At 39.9% G+C, this 22,930-nt stretch carries 19 protein-coding genes; 5 read left to right on the plus strand and 14 right to left on the minus strand.

Annotated elements, in window-relative coordinates:
* Positions 1-205: 205 nt before the first annotated feature.
* On the plus strand, positions 206-4,456 hold the full coding sequence (locus I4V84_RS01385; protein ID WP_195991082.1) for a 2-hydroxyacyl-CoA dehydratase: 4,251 nt from the start codon (positions 206-208) through the stop codon (positions 4,454-4,456).
* A gap of 177 nt (positions 4,457-4,633) precedes the next feature.
* Here the strand turns inward: I4V84_RS01385 and I4V84_RS01390 are convergent, their stop codons facing one another.
* From I4V84_RS01390 to I4V84_RS01415, 6 genes are all read right to left on the minus strand, one after another.
* Complete coding sequence (locus I4V84_RS01390; protein ID WP_148461838.1) at positions 4,634-6,253, minus strand: polysaccharide biosynthesis protein; 1,620 nt, start codon at positions 6,251-6,253, stop codon at positions 4,634-4,636.
* Between the two features lie 3 nt (positions 6,254-6,256).
* Complete coding sequence (gene ung / locus I4V84_RS01395) at positions 6,257-6,943, minus strand: uracil-DNA glycosylase (protein WP_195379442.1); 687 nt, start codon at positions 6,941-6,943, stop codon at positions 6,257-6,259.
* A gap of 530 nt (positions 6,944-7,473) precedes the next feature.
* Positions 7,474-8,232, minus strand: a complete 759-nt coding sequence (gene hisF / locus I4V84_RS01400; protein WP_195991083.1) for an imidazole glycerol phosphate synthase subunit HisF — start codon at positions 8,230-8,232, stop codon at positions 7,474-7,476.
* Positions 8,233-8,234: 2 nt separating this feature from the next.
* Complete coding sequence (gene hisH, locus I4V84_RS01405) at positions 8,235-8,852, minus strand: imidazole glycerol phosphate synthase subunit HisH (RefSeq protein WP_195991084.1); 618 nt, start codon at positions 8,850-8,852, stop codon at positions 8,235-8,237.
* A 188-nt stretch (positions 8,853-9,040) separates the two neighbouring features.
* On the minus strand, positions 9,041-10,558 hold the full coding sequence (locus tag I4V84_RS01410) for a HAMP domain-containing sensor histidine kinase (RefSeq protein ID WP_195991085.1): 1,518 nt from the start codon (positions 10,556-10,558) through the stop codon (positions 9,041-9,043).
* Positions 10,558-11,235: a response regulator transcription factor gene (locus I4V84_RS01415; RefSeq protein ID WP_195409831.1), complete on the minus strand. Its 678-nt coding sequence runs from the start codon at positions 11,233-11,235 to the stop codon at positions 10,558-10,560. The genes I4V84_RS01410 and I4V84_RS01415 overlap by 1 nt, the downstream gene beginning before the upstream one ends.
* 197 nt (positions 11,236-11,432) lie before the next feature.
* Here I4V84_RS01415 and I4V84_RS01420 point away from each other — a divergent pair, with 197 nt between their 5' ends.
* Positions 11,433-11,666: a hypothetical protein gene (locus I4V84_RS01420; protein WP_118584275.1), complete on the plus strand. Its 234-nt coding sequence runs from the start codon at positions 11,433-11,435 to the stop codon at positions 11,664-11,666.
* A gap of 51 nt (positions 11,667-11,717) precedes the next feature.
* Here the strand turns inward: I4V84_RS01420 and I4V84_RS01425 are convergent, their stop codons facing one another.
* Positions 11,718-12,722 carry an MBL fold metallo-hydrolase gene (locus I4V84_RS01425; protein WP_195991086.1) on the minus strand — a complete coding sequence of 335 codons (1,005 nt, stop codon included), beginning with the start codon at positions 12,720-12,722 and terminating at the stop codon, positions 11,718-11,720.
* A 155-nt stretch (positions 12,723-12,877) separates the two neighbouring features.
* Here I4V84_RS01425 and I4V84_RS01430 point away from each other — a divergent pair, with 155 nt between their 5' ends.
* Positions 12,878-13,051 carry a helix-turn-helix transcriptional regulator gene (locus I4V84_RS01430; RefSeq protein ID WP_195991087.1) on the plus strand — a complete coding sequence of 58 codons (174 nt, stop codon included), beginning with the start codon at positions 12,878-12,880 and terminating at the stop codon, positions 13,049-13,051.
* A 74-nt stretch (positions 13,052-13,125) separates the two neighbouring features.
* On the opposite strand, the gene I4V84_RS01435 is transcribed toward I4V84_RS01430, so the two are convergent.
* The 5 genes from I4V84_RS01435 to I4V84_RS01455 all read right to left on the minus strand — a co-directional run bounded on the left by I4V84_RS01435 (position 13,126) and on the right by I4V84_RS01455 (position 19,823).
* Positions 13,126-13,827 carry a hypothetical protein gene (locus I4V84_RS01435; protein WP_195991088.1) on the minus strand — a complete coding sequence of 234 codons (702 nt, stop codon included), beginning with the start codon at positions 13,825-13,827 and terminating at the stop codon, positions 13,126-13,128.
* 30 nt (positions 13,828-13,857) lie between these two features.
* Positions 13,858-15,321 (minus strand): AAA family ATPase, encoded by a 1,464-nt coding sequence (locus tag I4V84_RS01440; protein WP_195991089.1) that lies wholly within the window; start codon positions 15,319-15,321, stop codon positions 13,858-13,860.
* A 241-nt stretch (positions 15,322-15,562) separates the two neighbouring features.
* Positions 15,563-17,299 carry a leucine-rich repeat protein gene (locus I4V84_RS01445; protein ID WP_195991090.1) on the minus strand — a complete coding sequence of 579 codons (1,737 nt, stop codon included), beginning with the start codon at positions 17,297-17,299 and terminating at the stop codon, positions 15,563-15,565.
* A gap of 224 nt (positions 17,300-17,523) precedes the next feature.
* Positions 17,524-17,958, minus strand: coding sequence for a hypothetical protein (locus I4V84_RS01450; RefSeq protein WP_195991091.1), 435 nt, complete (start codon positions 17,956-17,958; stop codon positions 17,524-17,526).
* Between the two features lie 17 nt (positions 17,959-17,975).
* Positions 17,976-19,823, minus strand: a complete 1,848-nt coding sequence (locus I4V84_RS01455; RefSeq protein ID WP_195991092.1) for a hypothetical protein — start codon at positions 19,821-19,823, stop codon at positions 17,976-17,978.
* 281 nt (positions 19,824-20,104) lie between these two features.
* On the opposite strand from I4V84_RS01455, the gene I4V84_RS01460 reads away from it, so the two are divergent.
* Complete coding sequence (locus tag I4V84_RS01460) at positions 20,105-20,719, plus strand: helix-turn-helix transcriptional regulator (protein ID WP_195991093.1); 615 nt, start codon at positions 20,105-20,107, stop codon at positions 20,717-20,719.
* A 90-nt stretch (positions 20,720-20,809) separates the two neighbouring features.
* Positions 20,810-21,169 carry a hypothetical protein gene (locus tag I4V84_RS01465; protein ID WP_195991094.1) on the plus strand — a complete coding sequence of 120 codons (360 nt, stop codon included), beginning with the start codon at positions 20,810-20,812 and terminating at the stop codon, positions 21,167-21,169.
* A gap of 61 nt (positions 21,170-21,230) precedes the next feature.
* Here I4V84_RS01465 and I4V84_RS01470 read toward each other — a convergent pair whose 3' ends face one another.
* Positions 21,231-22,277, minus strand: a complete 1,047-nt coding sequence (locus I4V84_RS01470) for a hypothetical protein (protein WP_207748607.1) — start codon at positions 22,275-22,277, stop codon at positions 21,231-21,233.
* Positions 22,187-22,930 carry an NB-ARC domain-containing protein gene (locus I4V84_RS01475; RefSeq protein ID WP_195991096.1) on the minus strand — a complete coding sequence of 248 codons (744 nt, stop codon included), beginning with the start codon at positions 22,928-22,930 and terminating at the stop codon, positions 22,187-22,189. Before I4V84_RS01475 ends, I4V84_RS01470 begins: the two co-directional genes overlap by 91 nt.

Raw genomic sequence — 22,930 nt, forward strand, 5'->3', positions numbered from 1 at the left:
ATAAATAAGAAGATTTAAGGTTACTGTTCACTGGTAACATTCCGCGAGGTGTTTTTTGTGAACAAAGTTCACAGAAAACCCGAGAGTTGCGGCGCGAAATCATGCAAAGCATGATTTCTGTGCATCGCGAAGCGTGTTACTGTAAACGAAGTGAACAGTAACGATTTAAGCACATATGCAACAGATGAGGAGGCATATTCTTTACATGAGCAACAAATACACATTAGGAATTGACATTGGTTCCACCACTGTCAAAATTGCAATACTTGATGAAAACGACACCCTGCTTTTCGCAGATTACCAGCGTCATTTCGCCAACATCCAGGAAACACTGGCAGAGCTTCTGGCGAAAGCTTATGGCAAACTTGGAGAACTTACCCTTCATCCGGTAATCACAGGCTCCGGCGGACTTACCCTCGCCAACCACCTTGGCGTTCCTTTTGTACAGGAGGTAATTGCGGTATCCACTTCTCTTCAGAAAATTGCGCCCCAGACTGATGTTGCCATCGAGCTTGGCGGTGAGGATGCCAAGATCATCTACTTCGAGGGCGGCAATATTGAACAGCGTATGAATGGTATCTGCGCAGGCGGTACCGGTTCTTTCATTGATCAGATGGCTTCCCTGCTTCAGACAGATGCCACCGGACTGAATGAATATGCGAAGAATTACAAGGCGCTTTATCCCATCGCAGCTCGCTGCGGCGTATTTGCCAAGACTGACATCCAGCCTCTGATCAACGACGGCGCCACCAAGGAGGATCTTTCCGCTTCCATTTTCCAGGCAGTTGTAAACCAGACCATTTCCGGTCTTGCCTGCGGCAAGCCGATCCGCGGTCATGTTGCATTTCTCGGCGGTCCCCTTCACTTTCTGGATCAGCTGAAGGCTGCCTTTATCCGTACCCTGAAGCTGGATGACGAGCACGCTATCACACCTGAGAATTCCCATCTTTTCGCAGCTATGGGTTCTGCTATGAATGCGAAGGATGAGGTAACCGTTTCCCTTACAGATATGACAAACCGCCTGAAGAACTCCATCAAACTGGATTTCGAGGTGGAACGTATGGAGCCTCTGTTTGCCACGGAGGAAGACTATGAGGCATTTAACAAGCGTCAGAGTGCCTATCAGGTAAAGAAGGGTGACCTTTCCCAGTATCACGGCAACTGCTATCTGGGTATTGATGCAGGTTCCACCACCACCAAGACTGCTCTTGTAGGTGAGGACGGAACCCTGCTTTACTCCTTCTACAGCAATAATAACGGAAGCCCGCTTAAGACAGCCATCCGTTCTATCCAGGAGATCTACAGCATTCTTCCTGAAGATGCACACATTGCGTTTTCCTGTTCCACAGGTTACGGCGAGGCGCTGATGAAGGCTGCTCTGCTGCTGGATGAGGGGGAAGTTGAGACCGTTTCCCACTACTATGCGGCTGCTTTCTTTGACCCGGAGGTTGACTGTATTGTAGATATCGGCGGACAGGATATGAAATGCATCAAGATCCGTAATCAGACCGTAGACAGCGTACAGCTGAACGAGGCATGTTCCTCTGGCTGTGGTTCCTTTATCGAAACCTTTGCCAAGTCTCTGAATTACTCCGTACAGGATTTTGCCAAGGCTGCCCTGTTTGCAGAGCACCCCATTGACCTTGGAACAAGATGTACTGTATTTATGAACTCCAAAGTAAAGCAGGCCCAGAAGGAAGGCGCATCCGTAGCTGATATTTCTGCAGGTCTTGCATACTCTGTTATTAAGAATGCGCTTTACAAGGTTATCAAGGTTTCCGATGCCAAAGAGCTGGGACGTCATATTGTGGTACAGGGTGGAACCTTCTACAACGACGGTGTACTTCGAAGCTTTGAGCGTATAGCAGGCTGTGAAGCTATTCGTCCTGACATTGCCGGTATTATGGGGGCTTTCGGTGCTGCCCTCATTGCCAAGGAGCGCTACCACGCAGAAGGCCGTGAAACCACCATGCTTTCCATTGACAAGATCAACGAGCTGAAATATACCACCTCCATGGCCAACTGCCACGGATGTACCAATAACTGTCGTCTTACCATCAACAAATTCACTGGCGGGCGTCAGTTCGTAAGCGGTAACCGCTGTGAGCGCGGTATTGGTAAGGAGAAGAATAAGGATCATATCCCCAACCTTTATGAATACAAGTACAAACGGCTTTTCTCCTATCCGCCTCTTTCTCCGGATAAAGCTCCCCGGGGAAAAGTTGGTATTCCGCGAGTTTTAAATATGTTTGAGAATTATCCTTTCTGGTATACCTTCTTTACTAAGCTGAAATATCAGGTAGTGCTTTCTCCTACCTCTACTAGAAAGATTTATGAGCTGGGCATTGAATCCATTCCAAGCGAATCCGAGTGCTATCCAGCCAAGCTTGCCCACGGACATGTGACCTGGCTGATCAAAAATGGTGTGAAATTCATTTTCTATCCGTGTATCCCTTACGAGCGAAATGAATTCCCGGATGCAGTCAACCATTACAACTGCCCTATCGTTACCTCTTATGCAGAGAATATTAAGAACAATGTGGACGAGCTTCACGATCCGTCCATTACCTTTATGAATCCGTTCCTGGCCCTGACCTCTGAAGAGATCGTTACAAAGAGACTGACTGAGATTTTCCCGGATATCCCGGAATCTGAGGTGAAGGAAGCCGCTCACAAGGCATGGGAGGAAATGGCTGCCGTACATAAGGACATTGAGAAAAAAGGTGAGGAGACACTTCAGTACCTGAAGGAGACAGGCCGCCGGGGCATCGTTCTGGCTGGTCGTCCTTACCATATTGACCCTGAGATTCATCACGGTATCCCGGATCTGATCAACAGCTATGGTGTGGCAGTCCTCACTGAGGATTCTGTTTCCCATCTGGTACCTGTTGAGCGCCCGATCCGTGTCAATGACCAGTGGATGTACCACTCCAGACTGTATGCAGCAGCAAACTTTGTGAAAACCCGTGATGATCTGGATCTGATCCAGCTGAACTCCTTTGGCTGCGGACTTGACGCGGTCACCACCGATGAGGTTTATGAAATTCTGGATGGCAGCGGCAAGATTTATACCTGCCTGAAAATTGATGAGGTTAACAACCTTGGTGCCGCAAGGATCCGTGTCAGATCCCTTCTTGCAGCCCTCCGTGCAAAGGATGCTCAGAAAAGGGAGCGCACCATTAAACCATCTTCTATCGAGAAGGTTTCGTTTACTAAGGAGATGCGCAAGGATTACACCATCCTCTGCCCGCAGATGTCACCGGTGCACTTTTCCTTATTGGAAGCCGCTTTTAATGCAAACGGTTATCATCTGGAGGTGCTTCCAAATGACAACAAGCATGCCGTAGACGTAGGTCTGAAATATGTAAATAATGATGCCTGCTATCCTTCCCTGATCGTTGTGGGACAGATTATGGACGCTCTTTTATCAGGCAAATACGACCTGAACAAGACTGCAGTTATCATGTCCCAGACAGGCGGTGGATGCCGTGCATCCAACTATATTGCTTTTATCCGCCGTGCCCTTAAGAAAGCGGGAATGGAACAGGTTCCGGTTATCTCCCTTAACCTTAGCGGTCTGGAGAGCAACCCTGGATTTAAGCTTACTCTTCCGCTGGTGAAGGCTGTTGTGTATGCCGCTGTGTTTGGTGATATTCTTATGAAATGTATTTACCGCATGCGCCCATATGAACTGGAGAAGGACATTGTAAACCGCAAGCACAAGATCTGGGAAAAACGTGTGATTGCATTTCTTACCGGCAGCTCATTAAGCCACAGCCAGTTTAAGAAAATGTGCCGGGAAATGGTTCACGATTTCGATACCATCCCGATCAGTGATGAGAAGAAGCCTCGTGTTGGTATTGTAGGTGAGATCCTGGTTAAATTCCTTCCGGCTGCAAACAATCACCTTGCAGAGCTTCTGGAAGCCGAAGGGGCTGAGCCTGTGGTACCGGATCTGATCGACTTTATGTCTTACTGCTTCTACAATCAGAATTTCAAGGTCGACAATCTTGGATTTAAGAAATCCAAGGCATTCTTTGGAAATATAGGTATTAAGGCAATCGACTGGGTTCGTAAGACTGCAAATGAGGCACTTGCGGAAAGCCGTCATTTCCATCCGACTGCGGACATTCGCGACCTGGCAAATATGGCACGCCCCATTGTTTCCGAGGGTAACCAGACTGGCGAGGGATGGTTCCTGACCGGTGAAATGATGGAACTGATCCATGATGATGTTCCGAATATTGTTTGTATCCAGCCGTTCGGCTGCCTGCCGAACCACATTGTTGGTAAGGGTGTTATCAAAGAGATCCGCCGTCAGTATCCGAAGGCAAACATTGCAGCCATCGACTACGACCCGGGTGCAAGTGAAGTAAACCAGCTGAACCGAATTAAACTGATGCTTTCTACTGCACAGAAGAATTTGAAGGCAGAAGAGACGAAGAATAACAACTAACCTCGGTTCGTATTCCGAAAAAAATACAAAAAGAAAGCCCTCAGAGTTGCCGCTCTGAGGGCTTTCGTGCTGCATACATTGAACATATCGCTTCTTTCTTGCCGAATGGCATTATAACCTATGCATATCTAAAAGTCAATATATTATAATTTTAATAGCATATTTAAAAACCATGTTCTAAAACGGCAGTTTCCCTGCAATTTTCTTCAGGTAGGCTCCGCCTGGCATCATGGCAAACTGCTCATCAGATGGCTTGCTCACTGCCAGATATACAATAAAATAGGCAGCCATTCCAAGAACCACTGCGATTCCAAGGCTGATAAAATTGGAATGGATCAGCTTATAAATTCCATAATAGGAAAATCCAGCCACTACAGCCATAGGCACAGATGCCAGAAGTGGATTCAGATAAGCACTTCTCCATGGATTTTTGTACTGCATATACTGTTTCATCGCCCGCTCGTTCAGCAGACACATAACAACCGCATAAATAATCATAGCCACTACAATGGCATATACGCCAAGGTCAGTTGCAAACAGCAGAATTGCCATGGCGATCACATCCACCACCAGGGCAATTGCCGCATTGATCATGGGGATATTGGGCTTTCCGATTCCCTGCAGCACACCATTGGAAATATTGGAATTTCCATTGAGGATGATGGTAATGACACCAAGCATCATCAGCTGAGCTGCTGCCCCCTCTGTTCGCGGAAACAGAAGTCTTGTGATCGGGCCGGCAAGAACTGCAAGTCCAACTGCACATGGAATGGAAATAAACATACTGATCCAGGTTGCGCGGTCAATCTTGTCTCTGGCACTGTCCATGTCCCTCTTGGCATACTGGGCAGAAACCTCCGGAATCATGGATGTGGGGGCTGTGCTTGCAAGCGTAAGGGGAATATTGATCAGGGTCATATAATAACCATATTCCGCATAAAGGCTTGTAATAGTGTCATGGTCAATTCCCTTAAAGCCCTGAATACCGGAATACATATAACTGTTAATAAAGCCGTTTACATTGTAAATAAAAGAGCTGAGGATGATCGGCATTACGATGAGAACGATATTCTTCATAACCTCACCGGTGGCCTCATCACGGGAATGGGTATCCCTTGCCAGTCTCTTTTTGATATTCTTTCGGTTTACCCAATATACAAAAAGCATGAAAAGTAATGCTGATGCAACTCCGGCACCGGTTCCCATAGTAGCTCCGGCAGCCCCCCAGGCATTTCGTACAGATTCCTCCGCACTACTGAATTTATTCAGCATGACAGTAGACATCAGGATTGCAAAAACCGCTACAAAACACTGTTCCACAATCTGGGACAATGAGGTAGGGAGCATGTTTCGATATGCCTGAAAATAACCTCGGAAGGTACCAAGAATTCCTGACAGGAAAATGGTTGGTGCCAGCATTTTCAGTGCAAGTCTGGCTCCGGACATGGATTCCGGCACCAGAATGGACGAACCGAAAAGACAAAAAAGTGCTACTACACCTCCCATTATGATTACATATAACAGCGCACAGTGAAATACCTTCTGGGCGTCTCTGTAACGTTTAAAAGCCAACTTTTCTGCCATAATCTTGGATACTGCCTGCGGAATGCTGAAAGAAGCGATCATCAGCAGGATAAAGTAAACATTCTGGGCATAATTGAAAAGACCCATACTGTTATTTCCAAGAGTATTGGAAAGCGGACTTTTATAGAGCATTCCGATGATCTTGGAGATCAATGCCGCGATCATCAGGAATGAAGCATTTTTTACAAGTGTGTTATCGTTCTTTTTCCCCATTTCTTATTGTTCCTTTTTGATATTTTCAATCTGCCAGTCAATGGGGGCAAGCCCGTTTTTCTCCAGAAATTCATTGGTCTGGCTGAAATGCCTGCATCCGAAAAATCCTCTTGACGCAGACAGCGGGCTTGGATGTGCAGCGGTGAGTACCAGCTGCTTCGGATTGTTCAGCATTGCCTTTTTCATCTGGGCAGGTCTTCCCCAGAGAAGATATACGATCGGGCGGTCCTGATCATTCAGGGTCTGGATAACCGCATCGGTAAACTGTTCCCAGCCGATTCCTCTGTGTGAAAACGCCTGGTGGGCGCGGACGGTCAGTACTGTATTCAGAAGAAATACGCCTTGTTTTGCCCATTTTTCCAGGCAGCCGTTGTCAGGAATATAACAGCCCAGGTCACTGTGAAGTTCTTTATAAATGTTTACCAGAGATGGGGGAATGTCTATATCTTCTCTTACAGAGAAGCAAAGGCCGTTGGCCTGTCCATCGTTATGATAGGGATCCTGACCCAGAATAACTACTTTTACATCGTTTAACGGTGTGTATTCGAAAGCATTAAACATATCCTGGGGCGGTGGGAATACTTTCCTGGTGCGGTATTCTTCCATTATTGTTTTATATAGTTTGGCATAATAGGGCTGATGAAATTCATTCTTCAGCGCGACCTGCCAGTCTCCTGATATCTGACCCATTTTAATTGCCACCTCATCTTTTGTATTTTACTATTTAGTTGATTAAAAGTTCTTCAATGCGGACGCATTTGGACAATGTGTATTACTCACTCGCCGGCGCAACGCTCCAGCGAACTAATCGCTAACTGCGACTAATGCGTTCGGGAGAGCCCTCACGCATAAGTCTCCGTAAGCGCTGGATTTCGCTTACGCTAAGAGCGCGCCTGAAATGGCTCGCTGGAGTAATACACATTGCCCAAATGCTGTGCACTGGCTGAGACTTGCTGGTTGATAAGAACTTTTAATGAAGATCTTCCCTTTCCAGCATCCAGCGATTTTGCAATGTATATTCGCAAGCCGCGCATTTCAGGAGCGGTTTTAGTGGAGGCGAGATCCATGACTTACGGAGACTTAGGCGCGAAGGCTCTCCTGAGCGTCTTAGTCGTAGTTAGTCATTAGCTTGCCGGAACGTTGCGACGCGCGGCGGTGAATATACATTGTGAAATCGCGTCCGGGATAACGACCAACCAATTAAATAGCAATTATATATTCTATCGTCTTACCGGAACACCTTTTTCAGCCAGGTAATCCTTCACCTGAGAAATTTCCAGTTCTTTATAGTGGAACAGGGAAGCTGCCAGAACTGCATCGGCACCGCCATCGGTAAGGCCTTCGTAGAAGTGCTCCAGAGTACCGGCACCACCGGAAGCGATGACCGGGATGGAGACGGCATCGGATACGGCACGGGTTAAAGGGATGTCGTAGCCAGCTTTGGTTCCGTCACAATCCATGCTGGTGAGAAGGATTTCTCCAGCGCCAAGAGCTTCCACTTTCTTCGCCCACTCAATGGCATCAATTCCTGTATCCAGACGACCGCCATGCTTATAGATATTCCAGCCGCCATCAGGACGACGCTTGGCGTCAATGGCAACTACTACACACTGGCTGCCGAATTTGTCTGCTGCCTCACGGATCAGCTCCGGACGGTCAATGGCTGCGGAGTTTACAGAAATCTTGTCTGCACCCTCGCGGAGCAGTCTCTTGAAATCATCTACAGTACGGATTCCGCCGCCAACTGTAAATGGAATGAATACGTTGGCTGCTACTTTTCGAACCATATCTACTACAGTGTCGCGCTGTTCGCAGGAGGCTGTAATGTCAAGAAATACTACTTCGTCAGCTCCTGCCGCATCGTATGCTTTCGCAATCTCTACCGGATCTCCGGCGTCTTTCAGATCTACGAAATTAACACCTTTTACCACACGTCCATTATTTACATCCAGACAGGGAATAATTCGTTTTGTAAACATGATCATGCCTCCTTCCCAAGCTTTGCAAAATTCTCCAGTATTTTCAGACCATATTTACTGCTCTTCTCCGGATGAAACTGGCAGGCGAATATGTTATCTTTTTCGACGGAAGCATGGATGGTTACACCATACTGGGTGGTGGCTTTCACAATCTCCGGCTCTTCTGCCTGAAGGTAGTAGGAATGAACGAAGTAGACGTAAGTCTCTTCCGGGATTCCTTTAAACAGGCGGCCATCATTCTGAAGATGAAGGGAGTTCCAACCCATATGAGGAATCTTAAGTCCTGGAGCCGGAGGAATTTTCACAATTTTCCCCTTCAGTAGTCCCAGCCCTTCCACTCCCGGAGTTTCATCGCTGGACTCAAAAAGGAGTTGCAACCCCAGACAGATTCCAAGGAATGGAGTTCCTTTCTCTGTAATCTTCTTGATCACAGGTACAAGTCCGAATTTATTCAGATTATTCATGGCATCTCCAAAGCTTCCAACCCCTGGAAGAATTACTTTATCTGCACTCAGTAATACCTGAGGATCTCTGGAAACTACAGTTTCCTCTCCAAGGTAATGAAGGGCTTTTTCCACACTCTTTATATTACCTGCATCATAGTCAATTATTGCTATCATTCGGGCTCCTCCTGTTGTCTGTTTTTCGTCAATACTGCGTCTATTGTGTTCAGCATTTTCTGCCATCATATAAATGCTTTTAATCAGCAAATACTGCCTTCTCAAAGCACAATATTGCTGAACATCCACTTTCATATTCTTACAGTATAACGCAAAAACAGGCGGTTGCAAAGAGCTAAATAAAACAATTATTTCCGATCCAGGGTAAACCAGAATTCCACCCCGTTATCAAAATTCTGAACACCGTACTGTTGATTCATACCTTCCATAATAGCCTTTACAATAGAAAGTCCGATTCCGCTTCCGCCATACTCTCTGGTGCGGGCTTTGTCTACCTTGTAGAACTTGTTCCACAAATTCGGGAGATCGGCCTCCGGGATTGGGGTTCCGGTATTAAATACCGTTACTTTCACTCTGTCTTCCTGTTTCTGGACTTTGATCTCCACAATTTTTTCTCCATCCAGATGATGCAGGGCATTGCTTACATAATTCGTCACAACTTCCTCTGTCTTAAACTCATCTGCCCAGACATAAAGAGGCTCTGTCTCATTAAAAATTACCCGGGCTTCTTTCTGCCTGATCATGATATCCATGGTGGAAAGAACGCCTTTGATCAATGCAGTCAGATCAAAACGTTCCATAACAGCTGCGTCTTTTCCTGATTCCAGCTGGTTCAGCGTAAGAAGATTTTTTACCAGCTTGTTCATCTTGGAGGCTTCATCAATAATGACGTCACAGTAAAAATCCATGCTTTCAGGATCATCATTGATATTCTCTTTCAGTCCCTCTGCGTATCCTTGTACAAGAGCGATTGGTGTTTTCAGTTCATGGGAAACATTGTCCAGAAATTCTTTTCGCATTTCATCGATCTTTACTTTATCCTCAATGTCTTTTTGTAGTTCATTGTTGGCAGATTTCAGCTCGGAAATGGTGTGCTCCAGCTGGCTGGACATTTTGTTAAAATTATCTCCCAGCACATCGATCTCATTGCCTGCTTTACTCTTATATCTTGCCTCAAAATCAAGATCTGTCATCTTACGGGAAAGCTCCGTCAGTTCGGAAATAGGTCTGGTCAGCTTTCTGGTTACTGCCATAATACACATTCCACTTATAACAATAATGACAATTCCTACAAAAAAATAAAACTTATTGGAAATATTGGCGCTTTCCTGAATACTTTCCAAAGGGCTTCGGATCAGGAAATAATTGCCGTTGTCAAACTTTCCCCAGCACTCTACATAATCCATGCCAACGAAACGGTCATGTACCTGCTGAACCACACAGTTTTCTGTCTGTTTCAGAATTGTGCCTTTTCCGTTATCCATATCAAGATCACTGGCATAGCCAAAAAACAGCTTGCTTCTAAGCTGATCTTCATTCTCCGGCCAGCACAGATATTTCGTATTATCCTCATTGACAACCACCCAGGTCAGATTATTCCTGGAGCTTTCCTGAATGATCTCAGAAGACAATTCTTCCTGCTCGCTTTCCACATCGTCCTCTGTCATAGAATCCGTGTTGATCTGACTCAGCACTTCCCTTGCTTCCAGAAGAGTTTCCGTCTTTTTTGACACATAATATTTTTCCAGAAATGCTCCGTTGATCATGGAAATCGTGAGAATGGAAAGGAATAAAAGACCTATAAATGTAAACGTGATCTGGTGCTTTATGGAGCGGATTTTCTTTGGCTTCTTTGATTTCTTCATCACTCTACCTCAAACTTGTAACCCATTCCCCATACGGTCTTGATGTACTCACCTTTATCCCCCATTTTACTTCTTAATTTCTTCACATGTGTGTCAATGGTTCTGGCATCTCCGAAATAATCATAATTCCAAACAGAATTAAGGATTTTTTCCCTGGAAAGAGCAATTCCCTGATTTTCCAAAAAGTAAGTAAGAAGCTCAAATTCCTTAAAGCTAAGATCCATAGGCTTGTTATCGACTGTTGCAAGATGGGCAGCCTTATCGATCACAATTCCCCCTGCGCTGAGCACATCTTCCGCTCCGGTCTGTCCGGTACGGCGAAGGATAGCTTCTACTCTGGCTACCAAGATCTTCGGGCTGAATGGCTTGGAAATATACTCATCCACACCCAGGTCAAAACCAAGAAGCTCATCACGCTCATCTCCTCTTGCTGTCAGCATAATGATCGGCACTTTGGAATTCTTGCGCACCTCACGGCATACTTCCCAGCCGTCCATCTTTGGCATCATTACATCCAGGATGATCAGGGCAATATCTTTTTCTTTATAAAAGATATCCATGGCTTCCTCTCCATCTCCTGCTTCCAGCACCTGAAAATTCTTCTTTGTTAAAAAGTCTTTTACAAGCTTTCTCATTCGGCTTTCATCATCCACTACAAGGATTTTTAATGTATCCATATTTTGTCCTCCCTTTTTGGTCAACCTCATTTATCGCATGTTTTTACTTTTTTGTACGATTTACCTGTATCTTAACACAGGCTTATGATGATTTTGTGAACGCTAGCACATTTTCTGACAGATGACTTTTTTTCTGTTTTGTGCTATTCTAAGTACAGTGTAAAATATAAATCAATTTTTGAAAAGAGGGAATTCACATGCGTCAGGAAAGTTTTAAAATGGAGCGTCCGGGACTGGTGAAACCAGGAGATAAGATTCAGATCACAGAATACCAGTCCTACATGAACTACAGCTATATCATTGAGCCTGCTGTAGCCATGTCCGGCTGCTATCCGAACTCACAGAGAATCAAGGCAAAGGAAGGAACCATTGTAAGTGTGGAAAAGGCACCGCTTAGTGGGTATGTGGTGATCGCGGAATTTGAGGAATAGCTGTACTTAGTCAAGGGCTCCCCCAAAAGGGGCCCTGACTGATTCTCACTTCTATCCGTAAACATATTCAAATGAATAATTCTTATCACATATATACAGTTTCTGCCCATTACCATATATGTCCTTAACAACTTTTCCATATGGCCGAACTCCTATTCCGCTAATCCCGACTACCCACACCGCATAATGCATATTTTGGCAAACATACGCACTCCACTCATGAACGCCCGAATGATGTGGCACTAAGACAACTCCTAATATATTATAATAATTACTTACAACACGTTCATTTCTCTTTTCATTCAGGTTCATATCTCCGGTGATCAACGAATGCGTTCCAATTTCAAACATGTTTCCATTTGTTCCTGTAAAAAAATCATAACCATTTATACCTATAATTTTTATTTGTTTCATCAATGGACCATGTTCCAAAAAAATGCTTGTCTCGTTTAATTTGAAATTATGTTTTCCCATTGACTTATTATAAGCTTTTCTAAGGTCTTTTATGTTCACATTTTGTATACTGGTATTATTACTTATACCCATCCTTTGCAAACGTGTTTTTATATCATTCATAGCAGCTGCCGAATTTCCTTTATTCTGAAATATATTAAACTGCCATAACTTTTTCCCTACAGTAAAGCTTATCTGTCCATCGCCCCGCTCTACACCAACTTCTATAACATCAACATTTTCCAGTATTTCTCTCAATCGATCAACAATTCTTGTATAGCTCTGGTAGTTTCCGGTTTTAAACAGCCACTTCAACTCAACAAATATTCTTTCATCATCATTCAGATATGGAATGTATATTTTCCTAACTCTAAATCCAGCTTTGCATAATTTATCTACACCGTTCACATGATCTGCATGTAAATGCGACAAAATCAAATAATCAATCTCTTTATTTCCATAAAAAATTTCTAATTCCTTCATATCGCATTTTCTATTTATATCATACAATAAATGTACATCATTCACACCAATTACGTCGCTTATTTTAAATGCATACGTCAAACCAAGTCCAACTGGAAAAAACTTTCCCCTAATATCCATTTTTCATACCTCCAATACCGTCAAGGTAGTGTCAAAACCTATATTTTACAAGCCACGATTTAATTTCGTTTTTTTCATAACGTTACAGACAGTACTACTTTAAATAGCATTTATATTCAAGCAGATGATCAAATGAAAAAATATTAAAAGAACTCATGGCAGAGACCATCTCTGCGAAAAGAAAAGAGAAAAATCTTTCCCAGTCTGCACTTGCAGAGATAACCGGTATTAACCGCTCCATAATCGGACGTGCAGAAAATAGAGAATTCATGCCTTCCGTAGAACAACTTCAGACTCTCGGTGAGGTATATTTCATAAAGACAAAATAAAATTAAAATCACCGGGAAACCTCTATTTGCTTTCCAGCAATCTATCTATCAGGATCCCGGTGACCTCTTGAAACTTACAAATACGGATTTTCCTTAAAATAAATATGTAAATTCGAATGTCGTTCCAGAGAATGAAGTTCCTCTTTTATATATTTCCATGAAGCAGGGAAACTATCTGGGCACCCATTCACCACATCACTCTCCAAATATTTTATAAACAGCTTTTCGCGGCCTTCAAACATTTCGTAAAATTTGATTGAATAAAGTTCTTTTTCCTCATCCGTTAGATTCTGCTTATTATAAAGTGCGTGATCTAAATTGGAAGACATAAAATAACATTTATAAGGAATTCCTTTAATGTCGGATAATTTCAAAAGCTCATTCATCATGCTACTTTTCCATTCATTCCTTCTTACCACTTTTCCCGTATCCTTGCAAGATATTTCTTCCGTAGTATAATAAAATTCTTTTGTCTTACCTGTAACAATTGCACTTTCCGGAATGTAAGTTCCATCTGTATCAAAAATCTGTACAATCTGCCATATATCGTTTTTATTCAATTTTTTCTCTTTCCGATAGGATTCTACTTTTTCGTAGATAGTCTGCACTACCTCATTTAAAGTCAATGTTTCGTCACTTGTCACATCTCCTCTGGTAAATTCAAACGTAACGTTCTTATGTTTATATATTACCTGAAAAATATGTTCTAAAGCTTTTTTATCCGATTTCCCTTCAACAACAAATATTACTGCTTTCCTTGTTGTTTTTTTAGCCATAGGAATCATCCCCTCTCTACTGTGCTTTCATTACAGATCAACTTCATTCAAAAGCTTTTTAAAGGCATCTGACATTTCTATTTCGACCTCTGCCTCTCCCTGGGCTGCACGTCGGAAAGCATATCCCATGGCTTGAAGTTCTGTCTCATCGTACAGTTCTTCTTTTTGTCCACCAAGTGTAATCGTTCTAATATAAAAATCTCTTCTGTTATGATTTTTTTCTACTCCTACCAGACGGATATACCTGTTTTTAGGATTAATTGTTGAGCATACAATATTTTTATTTGGAAGTTTTTCCAATATGCGAAGATTATGCGAAGTGAATATCAATTGTCCCTTTGCGTCCTCATTCAACATTCCCAGCATTTCTCCTAATAAATACTCAAAAATCCCGGAATCAAGTTCATCCACTACAAGACATACTTCTGGTGAATTATATAATGCAATCAAATACTGTAAAAGAGAAATGATTCGTTTGATTCCCTCTGATTCATATTTTGTTAAAAATTTCTTCCCATCACGGTTTGAATATACTTCCACCTGCAGATATTTGTTTCCATCTGATTTTATTTCCTCATTACATACCGATAACTCTATAGATAATTTCGGAATAATAGATTTGATAGCAATATTAATAGAAGCAATGACAGGTTTCAGTTGTTCATAAATTTCTTCTGGTACTTCTCCCCTTCCCATCATTACAAGCGGAAGACATCCTTGTGTAATCATGTTTCCCTTTTCCCGATGAACATTAAGCGGAATGACGTTGCTATTTATGGCACCTAATTGATTTACCTTTACCACCTGAAAACAAGCTCTTCCAAAATGAATTAAACTTTGAATAATATTTCTAAAATCTTCTTCACCATTTACTCCGCTTTGATTTCCTAACATACTCTTCAAAATCAAATCGTTAAAGAAAATAGATACATTCTTCTGTGCACAATATACAGCCAGATTTTTAAGCATACCCATTTTTTCAAAGAAATCAATTCTTTTAGATTCAATATCCGGCTCCACATTATTTATAATTGCATCACTATCATAATACGGATTCGAGAACAGTACTCTTCTTTCATTTTTCCATCCAGAACCTTTTTCTTCAAAGGAAAGTGATTCTGTTTTTAACAAAATTTTCTTTTCTGCTGTATCCACTGCAAAAGTAGCATCATATACTGCTTTGTATTTTATATTACCTTTCTCAATAAAAAAGATTGTTTTAATTGCAGTATCTCCCTTGTCGCTGAGCAAGCCTTCATAGCTATCAAATGGAATTTCCATTCCACTAAGTACATGTTTTAATATATCAAGAGCTTCAACCAATGCTGTTTTTCCAGATCCGTTTTGTCCATATATTCCTACAATATCATTCTCTGTAATACAAGCGTTTTTTTGCACACTGCTATAATTCATGTACTTAATTTTTCCATACTCTACGTTCTTAAAATTTATCAGTTCGTTTTGTATAATTCGTACTAATCTTTTTTCTCTCATATTCTTTGCTTCCTTTGCAATAAGATTTACGGCTTTTCTATTATTTGTATGCATTTGGTTTTTTATTCATTCATTTTATTTTTAAAGTATATATCAATCCATACATTTTGTCCAGTTTCAAAATTTTCACTTTATAATTTTCTTTCATACAGCAACAAAGAAATACTTTTCAAAATTGTGAACTTCCAGAAATTTTCCCGGGGCGTAATTCAACTCAAAAAGACAGATATTATAACGGAATTTAAGAAGAATGTCTATGCCCTCCGCTATTCTTCAACGGCAAATTCAACCCTGAAATCCGGGGATTTGAACGCAAGAATACATCATAGCCTATTTCTTCAAGCTTTCCCTCAAATACCACTTCTTCCAGATCTTCGCAATCCATAAAAGCATAACCTTCTACATTTTTTACAGATTCCGGGATTACCATTTCCTTAAGCTTTTTGCAACCAGAAAATGCTGAATCTCCAATTTCTTCCAATTTGTTTGATAAAACAACCTTCTCCAGTCCCCTACAATATTGAAATGCACAAGCCTCTATTTTCTTCGTATTATTGTCTATAGAATATTCTCCCTTTTTGCCAATCGGACATCTGATCAATTGCGTGCCTGCTTTATTATACAAAACACCGTTCCTGGATGAAAAATATTTATTATCATCACTGACATTAATCTCTTCCAATATATGATCATATGTAAAATCCTCCTCAATTTCCGTTACAGAAGCAGGGATTTCAATGGTCTTTTTTGCTTCTGGGCAAGTCAATAGCCTGGTTTGGTTTTTGTCAAAAAGCACACCGTCCACACTGGAATAAGCTTTATTTTCCTTATCAACATTTATTGATTCCAGCGATTTACAGTCCAAAAATACCAGATTAGAAATCTCATTAACGTCTTTTGAAATGTATATTTCCTTAACATTATACATGCCGCAAAAGCTGCAATTACCAATATATTTGATTCCATCCAAAACAACAATTCTGTTTATTTCGTCACGATATTCATACCAGGGAGAATTATCAAAATTATAATCCTTCATTCTTACATCTTCGCCATCCAGCACTAAGGTTCCATCAGAAAAATATCCCCACCAGAGATCTTCTTCTATTCCCCTGTTAACCGTCTTTATAGCCTGGTAGACGTATTTTTCATTATCAATGGTAAACGTTATGTCTGTATATCCTGTCTTAAAAATCATCAATACAAACCATCCTACAATCAATACTAAGGAAAAAACGCCATAAAATATATCCACAGCGCCCTCATACGATACTGTAACCAAATTAAGCAGCCAGTCCATCAATTTCCCACAAAGTTTATTCAACGGATATGATATAAGGAGAACCGTTATAACCAATAGAACTATATTCTTATACAAAATAATATCATACAGCCATGCATACAGCTGGACTCCCAATAATGTAGGAAACAGCACACACAGAAATCCCAACATAAAAGGGTTTATAAAGAAATACAACATACATCTGAATACAAAGATATATGCACCCCATTCATACTCAGCCACTCCCTGGACGCCTTTTGCAAAACCGTATATAAAATTTAATCCGACCCAAATTCCAATCGTTACATAACTGATCGGACTTTCTAATAATTTTATAGGATATAAGCTATATGATATGCTCAAAAAGCAAGACAGGCATGTGCTTCCCAGGAACATAAAAATATCATCTAAATAAGTTCCATCCTCTATAAACATCCCAATTATACGCGAGATGAACGTAACCTGCAGCATACATAACACGAAAAAAACTAATTCAAATCCATCACCATCTGCAACCTCTATTACATTCTCCATTGACAAATGAATATCAAAATTTTCAACAAGCGTAACCATAAATTCCTTTAGCACTTCAAAACCTGAAGCAGATCTGATTATGACGATTCCCAGTATAGCCCCTGTTATTAACAGATATATCAAAGACATCGGTGAAAAACGTGCTCCATATTTCTTTATCATAATCAATATACCTCATTGAATTCTTCTTTCGTATAAATGCTATATCAAAGTTCACCTATAATATGCTGTATATATGTATGCAATTACCAAAATAACCACCATCAAAATTCCCATCACCACCGCCCGTGGCCGGTGACCAGTGATCAGGTCTATAAAGATGCCTACAATAATTGAAAAGCTTATAAATTCTATTAAGAACATTGCAAGTACGTTCATACTATTCCTCACAAATAAATCGTCATTCCACCTTGATTATTGTTATTGATAATTTTTTCAGCTTTCTGGCTGCCAATATAGATGCCGGTTCCGGTATTTCTATTGTCATTCTGGTTTATCTGCTGAATCAGACTTTGATTTTCATTTAGGAACTCAACAATCTCATTAAACAGCTCCTTCGGTTTTTCCTTTCCTTCCAGGTCTTCATAAATGTCTTCTACATCTCGTTCAGGTTTCTTTATATTTACTGCATCTAACGTAGAAACCCGTTCTACAAACTGCAAAGCATTTTCCTTAGATGAGAAATAATCAATGATCTTGTTCTCCAGCGGAGTCCATAAGCACTTCTGAAGTACAGATGTACCTACGTTTTTTATAGACTCTTTGATTTTTAAATTCTTAACTGCCCATTCACTAATCGCCATCAAAATCGTTGTATTCATATTTCATCCTCCATCCTTTACGCATCAATATTTTTAATCTTGTTCTCTAACCTTGTAATTTCATTCTGAATATCGTATGTATACATATTTCCAGAATACTCAATTGACTTCAACACCCCTTCCAGCAATCTTTTGGCCTGAATCTTACTTCCAAAACAGCTATAGTACTCTCCTAATGTTCCATTACTTTTTACTTTCCTGTGTAATTCTTTTTCTTTCTCGATGAGCAGATCAATGTAAAGAAAAAGCTGTATAAATATTTCATACTGACCGACCGTATTCATCAGCTGAAAACTTGAAGTAAAATCACAGGCATCATCCTCCTCATCAAAAAAATAATCCTCACGATACATCTCCAGAAGTACACTATCCGATTTAAATAGATGCCAAATTTCTTCTCCTCTGCTAGTTAGATACAAGTATTTGCTTTTCTGTATTGGATTTTTCCAATTATAGGTTTCTTCCAAAATCTCTGTATCCAAAAAATGTTTTACCACTCGTTCCAGAGACTCCCTAATTCTAGGATCACTGCCAAATATCCTTTCAAAATAATCAAATAATCTTTTCTCCATTATCAACTTTCTTTCCCGCATAAAAAAACTCATCACCAACAGACTAAGCATACTGTCATCGTTAAACTCATCATTTAACATTGCGTTCGGGACAACTACACTTTTCTCACCTCTATATACAGCATTATTTCCACAGGCTATTGCCCGCAAAACGCTTATGTTATTAAACAGGTAATCCGTTTTTGACATATTAAGAAAGTCTCTTCTTCGTTCCCCTCTTAAAAGCCATACTTTATTCATCAAAATCTTTTTATAGATTTTCTTCATGCTTTCAAAATCATAATTACATAAATTGCTAATCATATCCGAATACTTATGGTTGAACTTATTTGCCAAAGTCATTATGATTTCATAAGCATCATCCCACACTTCTTCCATTCCATTTTTATCAATAATCGTATCTCTTTTCAATGAAAAGTATTTCACCATATCTACTGGCTTTTCTTTATGTAAAACAGTTACCGGATGATATGCTTTTATTTCTTCTGTCTTAACTAGCTCTTCATATGTTGACGGTCTCATACTGAATATCAAATTTACCGCCAAATTCTTTTTCGCAGAATCTATATATTTATCATTTATTAAACCTGAGAAAAATGATAAAATACTTTTGGCTATCTTCCCTCGTATTTCCTTGTTCAATACCTCCGTATTGTCAATTACAATAACAATATTATGAATCGCCATACAATAATAATTTAAATAGAAATTCAGTTTCGACACCATATAAGCATAAGGATATTTCTGCTCTGCGCGCTGTAGCTTCAATAATCTGATATCTTGCGCACTTTTTCCAATCAATTCTACAGAAGATACATTCTCAAGCAATGAACAATACGTTTCTTTTATATAATCAAAAAATAAATTATGTCCTTCTATAGAATAGAAATTTTCTCTAAATCCATATCTTTCTTCTAAAGCGGTACATACACATGAAATACTATTAATTATATACTCATTTGCATCCTTTTCTAACAATACCCCCCGGAAACTCATAGATATACATGCAATATCTTTCGCTTCGTCAAAAACCACTGCATTATCAGACAGACCAAATACATTTTTTAAAAAAGTAGTTTTACCAATTCCTTCTTTTCCTAGGAAATAAATAATCTTACTTTCACAGTCAAGAAACAGCCGCATTAATTCTCTTTCCAATTCAGGATCCTCTACATAAACAGATTCCTCTTTAGGAGTACCCAAATAAAATTCAATTGCTCTACGATAGGTATTCGCGAATTCGCTTCTGTATGTTTCTGGTGAAACAGGTGTATCTTTTATTCTTTTTTTCATTACACCATCTCCTTTTTTGGAAACTTAATTATCAATTTTCATTTTCCTTTATTTATGTTCTAATCATACTACATTATTTATTTTTTGTAAATATAAGATATATGATTCTATGTGTTTATTTTCGCCTTTTGTTATAATGCACAATTTATGTTTATTTTTTTGTTATTTTTCTAAATATTTGTTATCCATTTTCAGATTTTGTATTGACTGTTTTGGAGGCAGCTATTATAATGTAAAACAGATAATGAATTATATTTTGACAGTTTAGGAGGTAAACAAGATTGAAAAAAGAACAGTATGCTACCCCTAAGGCAAATACTGTGCCTCATTACGACGCACAAGCCCTGGGGAATACGATTCGCGTTCTACGCGAAAGTCTCCAGCTAACGCAAACGGATCTAGGAACACTCTCTTCATTCAGCACAGCTGAAATTTCCAAGCTGGAGACAGGAGCCCGAAAAAAAATCCCGATAGAATCTTTGATTAGAATTGCTCCTCACTTGAATGTATCACTAGACTACTTACTGGTCCAATGCATTTTAGATTACAAAAGTGACCATGAGCAGTTTTACGATTACAATGGAAATGAAATTGACCTGTATCAAATTGCCCGAAATATCTATACAGTCGATTCATCCCTTTTGTTAATCTTGTCTTCACCAGATTTTCTTGCAGACAGGGAAACGATAGAATGGCTAAAAGAATGGGTTCGTTTAAAGTCTTCCATAGAGAATGCACCAGAAAAAACAAGACTTTTTCAAAGAATTTTTATGGACTTTAAAGACTACTGCCAGAAATTCATACGTACATTATCACATTCCGTTTCTGGCAATAACGAAATAAAAAATCAAAACGAAACCAACAAATTCACACCACAGAAAGGAGAATGTATCTAATGGTTCTGTTACGCTTTCGTTCAAAGTTCCTGCCTTATGCCGCAGGGACCTGCCACAGTATACTGCGAAAAAAGATGAAGGAGGTCCACTATGTATTCCATTACCGAACGCCCCGAACACCTCTCTGGTGCCGATCTAAAAGACATCAAGACAAAACTCTACTACGAACAGCTTTTAGAGTATTTAGCATTCCCGATGCTGCATTGTGCATTGGACTTGCAACCACATTACACTACGCAGCATCTGCAGTGTGGTTTTTATACTAACCACTCCCGCGTGGTCCTTTGGGTTCCGGTTCACCAAACATTCTCATTGACAGAGATACTGAACCACATCCAGACTGCACTACGGGAACAGTGTCCTAAGCTGATAGACGAAATAACAGCTAACAGCTGCATTTCCGGGTTCACACTGGAGTTAGCGAGGAGCCATCTTAATAAAAAAAATTGATTGCCTGCAGACGAAAGAAGATAGTGTGTAATACATACACTGTCTTCTTTCGTCTGTTAATTCAAAAACACATGTTAGTTTTAACATTCCCTTTTTTCTTAATTTTTCCATCTCTTATTTTTTCAATCATATTATATGACATTCGTATTGTTGCATCGTTGCTTTGCTCTATTGTTCGCGAACGATTATAAATTAAGTCCATGTAACTCTTCCATTTTTCGTTCTCATTTGATTCTTTTTCATACCAGTATGCCATATTAAATAGAGTAACTGCATAAGCCCTATAAACAGCTTCCAAAACCTTAGCATCACATTTCTGGTTCAGAATCCAATCATATTGTGCACATATTTCATCGTAATATTCCAACACATCATTATTCCAATATGTATACTCTTGAAGAATATCCGCATACAATTTTTTATTCTCTCCTGCTAAAGTCCCAGGTCTTTTAAGAATATATTCAAAACTGACCATGCTATGATTGTGAAAATCGGCTATAACTCTGGATAAAAATCCAGAAAATGCATTCGGATCTGCCTTCCAACACTGCTCAACAAATTGCAGAATAAATTTTTTATCAAAATCATCCTTATCCTTTTCTTCAAGAAATTCCAGACAATAGTACTCACTTACAATATCTGGAAACGGCGAATATAAAATTCTTTCTTTTCCGTCCGATATATTCCCTACTTCATTAAATACATTTCTCAGATATATATTAGCATTCCTAAGATTCTTCCTTACAGCTTCAAATTCGTCCTGTAAAAACTCACACTTTTGTAAATTCAGTCCTTTAAGCGCCATTACATAAGCAAGTATTGTTCTTACTGCTTCTACTGGTTCTTTTTTGTTATCAAAAACTTTCGCAATTCTCTGCACTTCTTTTTCTATAATATGTTTTAACGTTTCTTCTTCATTCCAGCCACATCCATACCTATTACAATCTGTGATCCACGCATCTGCTATATACAATATATAGAGAGGAAGCTTGCATTTCTCATCCAGGTTCTGTACAATCAATTTGGCAGCTGCCCGGCAAAATGAAGGAACCAGTTTTTTACCATATATTTGTTCATATCGTTCTGCATTCTCTCGAACATACTGCATAAATATTGCCTGTAATTTCTCATCAGACAATTTTCCAGCTGAATGTGATATGGTTCATCCTCGTTCTCCAGTATTTCATCCAATCCACTATCTTTCGTTAACTTAATATACCAATAAGGTTCATTCTTTTTCTCAAAAAAGCGCTCAATCAATATGATTCTGATATATATATCCCCCTGCTCACATTCACTATAGATACTTTCTATCCATTCTCCAATCTCAGCCACATGAATCAATACATAGTCAAGCACAAATACAATATTCTTTATCCCTGACTGGCATATATTAAAATAATTAAAATCTTCCAGCTGTTTATAGGTTGGTCCATAAATCTTCCAGTTCTTTCTTATTTCTTCATTTTCATACAATGCATTATATACCAATGTAGACTTTCCACTTCCAGCTCTCCCTGTAACAATCAGCCATTTAAACTTTTGATCTCCGGCAAGAAAATTGATTAGTTTCTTTTTCTCCTCTTCTCTCCCGACAAATGGCATTCTCATATTTCTATATGCAAACTGATGATAACCTTTTCCCCAATTTTTTCCCCAGTCTGCAGCTGCAAAATTAGGTCTTTTTTGACCTTCCTTTTGAATATAAAGATTTATAAATTCCCCATTTATAATGTTTTTACCATTTTGAGTTAACCCCAT

It is taken from the genome of Ruminococcus sp. 1001713B170207_170306_F1 (assembly GCF_015668065.1).
Classification (GTDB): domain Bacteria; phylum Bacillota; class Clostridia; order Lachnospirales; family Lachnospiraceae; genus Blautia_A; species Blautia_A faecis.